Source organism: Micromonospora sp. NPDC047753 (assembly GCF_040642735.1).
Lineage (GTDB): Bacteria > Actinomycetota > Actinomycetes > Mycobacteriales > Micromonosporaceae > Micromonospora.
The window spans coordinates 1-2,955 of sequence record NZ_JBEYSL010000675.1; the positions used below are offsets into that span (position 1 = coordinate 1).

General features: G+C 70.7%; 3 protein-coding genes and 1 pseudogene. All 4 read right to left on the reverse strand.

Translation table 11 applies throughout. The annotated features are described in order from the left end of the window. Window positions 1–118: 118 nt before the first annotated feature. On the reverse strand, window positions 119–805 hold the full coding sequence (locus tag ABZ749_RS32955; protein ID WP_357205206.1) for a dienelactone hydrolase family protein: 687 nt from the start codon (window positions 803–805) through the stop codon (window positions 119–121). A gap of 199 nt (window positions 806–1,004) precedes the next feature. Next, the gene (locus ABZ749_RS32960; RefSeq protein ID WP_357234797.1) at window positions 1,005–1,694 is read right to left on the reverse strand and encodes a hypothetical protein; all 690 of its coding nucleotides are present in this window, start codon (window positions 1,692–1,694) and stop codon (window positions 1,005–1,007) included. 130 nt (window positions 1,695–1,824) lie between these two features. After that, window positions 1,825–2,850, reverse strand: coding sequence for a hypothetical protein (locus ABZ749_RS32965; RefSeq protein ID WP_357234800.1), 1,026 nt, complete (start codon window positions 2,848–2,850; stop codon window positions 1,825–1,827). After that, window positions 2,847–2,955 (reverse strand): annotated as a pseudogene (locus ABZ749_RS32970) (PadR family transcriptional regulator); the annotation flags it as partial. The pseudogene ABZ749_RS32970 and the gene ABZ749_RS32965, both read right to left, overlap by 4 nt.

Consider the following 2,955-nt stretch of genomic DNA (forward strand, 5'->3'; position numbering starts at 1 on the left):
GCCGGTCAGCTACGCACCTGGGTGGACGGGACCGCCATTCCCGGGCTGACTGCGGACGGCGCACCGACACACGACATCGACGGGAGCTGGTCCGACCACCTGTGCTTGGGTACGCGTCTCAGCCAAGCTTGGCCCGGAAGAGTTCCAGGGTGCGGGCCCAGGCGCTGGCAGCGGCGCGCTGGTCGAACGCCTCCGGCCGGTCGTCGTTGAAGAAGGCGTGCGAGGTGCCCGGGTAGTCGTAGAGGTGGCAGTCGCCGCCGGCCTCCTCGATGGCCCGCCGGGCGGTCTGCACGCCCTCGGCGGCCGAGGTGCCGTCTTCTTCGGAGCAGTGGATGACAGCCGCCTTGCCGGCGTAGTCGGCCCAGTCGGGACGCATCGACTCCCACGGCAGCACGGGATAGAAACCGGCGGTCGCGACGATCCGCTCGGAGATGGTCGCCGACCAGAGGGCCAGGCTGCCACCAGCGCAGAAGCCCACGGCACCGACCTTACCGGTGACCTCGGGCCGCCCGGCCAGATAGTCGGCCGCTCCGGCGATGTCCTTCGCCGCCTCGTCCATCCGCATCGCCAGCAGGAGCCGCTGCGCCTCGTCCGGCTCGCTGGTCGTCTCACCGTGGTAGAAGTCCGGGGCGAGGGCGACGAAACCGGCCTCGGCGAACCGGTCCGCCACCGACCGGATGTGCGGGACCAGACCCCACCATTCCTGAATGACGATGACGGCGGGGCTGGCCGTGCCGCTGGCGGGTATCGCGAGATACCCCTCGCTCGCGCCCCCGTTGCTGCGGTAGCTCACCATTTCGCCCATGGGCCGTCCTCCTAGCGGTCAGTCATCGTTGGCTGGTCGCCCAGTGGTCCTACGTGCCGGTAGCCTGCCACGCCACGCGGCCCTCGGGAAGACGCCGGAACAGTGGCATTCACCTCCTGTTCGCCCCCCGGTGACTCCGGGTACGCCGACGGCGGCGGGGTCTGCTCCCGCCGCCGTCGATGCCGAGCTACCGCTGTGGTCAGACCTTCTTGGTCAGGCAGAGCACGTAGCCCGTCTTGCCCGGCTCGATGCTGGAGAAGATGTACCCCTCCTGGCCCTCCTTGAAGAACTGGGTGCAGGTGGTGTCGGCCTTCGCCTGCGCCTCGCTCTGGCCGTCCACCCGACCGACCACGTTGTACGCCGCGTCGGTGGAGGTGCACGCCACGACCTTGGCGCCGTCGACCTCCTCCTGCTCGGTGCCGGTGACCTCGGGCAGCTCGGCGATGCAGTCGCCAGTCTTGGCGTCCGCCGTCGCGTCCTTGTTGAAGAAGTTGCCGATCGCCGAGGCGACACCGAACTTCAGGCCGGCGATGACGACGACGGCGAGGATCGCACCGACGATGCCGAGGACCTTCTTCGCACCGGACTTCTCCGCCTTCGGCTCGGTCGCCTGCGACGTCTCGGCCGCCTGGGTCTCGGCGGCCTGCGACGTCTCGGGCGCCTGCGCCTCGGCGGCTACAGGCGTCTCGGCGGCTTGCGACGTTTCGGGCGCCTGTGCCTCGGCGGGTACAGGCGTCTCGGCGGCTTGGGGCGTCGCGGCGGCCGGCTCCGGCTCGACCGACCGCTGCTGGGGCACGGCAGGCTGCGGCGCGGCCGCTTGCGGCGTCTCGACGGCCGGCTCAGGGTTTGCGGCGTCGGGCGCGGGGGGCGGTGCGACCTGCTCTGGCACGGGGGTTCCTTCCGAGGGGTTGATGAGCAGACGACACCGTAACGATCATTGATTTCCGGTGCCGTCCCGCTCGCCTCGTCCGTTCAGCCATTTCCCAGCATCACCCGCATGATCCAGTTCACACCGTGGTTCAGCTCGTCGGGGTGGGGGTTGGCGTTTCGCTCGACGGCACGCCGGTGGCAGTAGCGGTCGACAGCGGTGGCCCGGTCTGCCCGGCCGTGCCGCTCGGCTCCGGTGGGATGGTCGGGTCCACCGTGCCGCTCGGGTCCGGGGTGGTGGTCGGTGACACGGCCGGGAGAGGCGCGCCCGGCGCACGTGGCACGAAGGGCGCCTGCTCCGGACAGTACGGGTACGCCCGCAGCGCCTGGTTCACGTAGGCGCCTTCCAGGCAGTCCGGGTAGCCGAGCCGGATCGGATTGCCGTTCTGGTCGAAGAGCCGGGCGTTCTCCACCAGTCGGCCCTCGCTGTCGTAGACGAAGACGTCCCGGACCCGGTCGTACTGGCTGTCGACAGCGGTCTGGTCGTAGCCGTAGTCGCCGTAACGCATCCGGTCCTCGGCCTGGATCAGCGCGGCGAACGCGAAGACCACCAGCACCACGCTGGCGACCTGCACGGCCGAGCGCGGCCAGCGGGTCAGCCGGGCCGAACTACGACCGATCCAGATGGAGCCGAGCACGAAGCCGATCAGCATGATCAGGCCAGCCAGCAGCTCACCGCCGAACCTCGGCAGGAGCCCGAACTCGCCACCGGTGGTGATCACGGTGACCAGCATCGCCGCCAGATAGCCGCGCAACACCCACCAGGCCGGGCGCAACAGTCGGAGGAAGTCGCTGGCCGTCTCGTACCCCAGGGGTGGGCCGAGCCGGGTGTCAACGGTGCGCAGCCGGCCGCGGACCCGGGCCATCGCGCTCGCCACCCGCTGGTCGAGGTTGCGCCCGCTGCCCGGTGCCGCGCCGGCCGCGGCGCGCAGCTCGGCGGCGTACGTCTCAGGCTCGCCCAACCGCTCGACCAGGGTGCCCTCGGACTCGGCGGCGACCTCGGTGAGGTGGTCGGCGAGATCCTCGGTCAACTCGTCGCGTTGCCCGGACGGCAGGTCGGCCAGAGCGGCCCGGACCCGCGCCACATAGTCGGTGATCTCCTGCTCCGCGACGGTCATGCCGCCAACCCCCGATCGTCGAGCAAGGCGTCCATTGTGGTGGCGAACGAGCGCCAGAGCTTGCCGGAGCGGGTCAGCTGGTCACGCCCCGCCGCGTTGAGTGAG

What these genes read in the sequence shown, in the direction of transcription:
- ABZ749_RS32965 (WP_357234800.1), bottom strand. Translation starts at nt 2,850, where the DNA reads ATGACCGTCGCGGAGCAGGAGATCACCGACTATGTGGCGCGGGTCCGG.
- ABZ749_RS32955 (WP_357205206.1), bottom strand. Translation starts at nt 805, where the DNA reads ATGGGCGAAATGGTGAGCTACCGCAGCAACGGGGGCGCGAGCGAGGGG.